The organism is Tardiphaga sp. GW822-FHT04G09, assembly GCF_058800725.1.
The window spans coordinates 1-706 of the sequence record NZ_JBXAMO010000057.1 but is presented as its reverse complement, the minus strand read 5'-3'; the positions used below and the strand labels follow the sequence as shown (position 1 = coordinate 706).

At 61.5% G+C, this 706-nt stretch carries 1 protein-coding gene; it reads left to right on the top strand.

Annotated elements, in window-relative coordinates; translation table 11 throughout:
- Positions 1-53: 53 nt before the first annotated feature.
- Positions 54-706: transposase (locus AC1RLZ_RS31170; RefSeq protein WP_493191816.1), on the top strand; the 653-nt coding region annotated here is incomplete at its 3' end.

The window sequence follows — 706 nt, the reverse complement described above, 5'->3', positions numbered from 1 at the left end:
CAGACCGCTGACAAAGTCCTCGCCAATGGCGGGGACTTTTGATTCACTGGGTCATGCTTCGCAAACCCTCGCCGCAACAGACCGCGCTTGAGATGGTAACGCTCGACAGCCTGGTCCCCCGTGATCACCTGCTTCGCAAGATCGAGGCCGTGATCGACTTTTCGTTCATCCATGACCGCGTTACCGGACTTTATTGCCCGGACAACGGACGCCCGCCGCTCGATCCGACCTTGATGTTCAAGGCGCTGTTCATCGGCTACCTGTTCGGGATCCGCTCCGAACGGCAACTGGTCCGGGAGATCCAGGTCAACGTCGCCTATCGCTGGTTCCTGCAGCTGCAACTGACCGATCCGGTGTTCGATGCCTCGACGCTGAGCCAGAACCGGCGGCGGCGCTATAACGACACCAGCGTAGCGCAGGACATCTTCGATGCGATCGTGGAGCAGGCAATCGCCAGAGGGCTGGTCGACGGCTCGGTGCTGTACACCGACTCGACGCATCTCAAGGCCAATGCCAACAAGAACCGCTACGACAAGGCCGTAGTCGCCAAATCGCGCGCCGACTACTGGGATGCGCTCGATGTCGCCATCGATCAGGACCGCGCAGAGCACGACAAGAAGCCGCTCGCGCCCAAAGAGCGCCAGCCGGTGGAGAAGGAGACCAAGGTCTCGCGGACCGACCCGCAGAGTGGCTACATGGTGCGCGA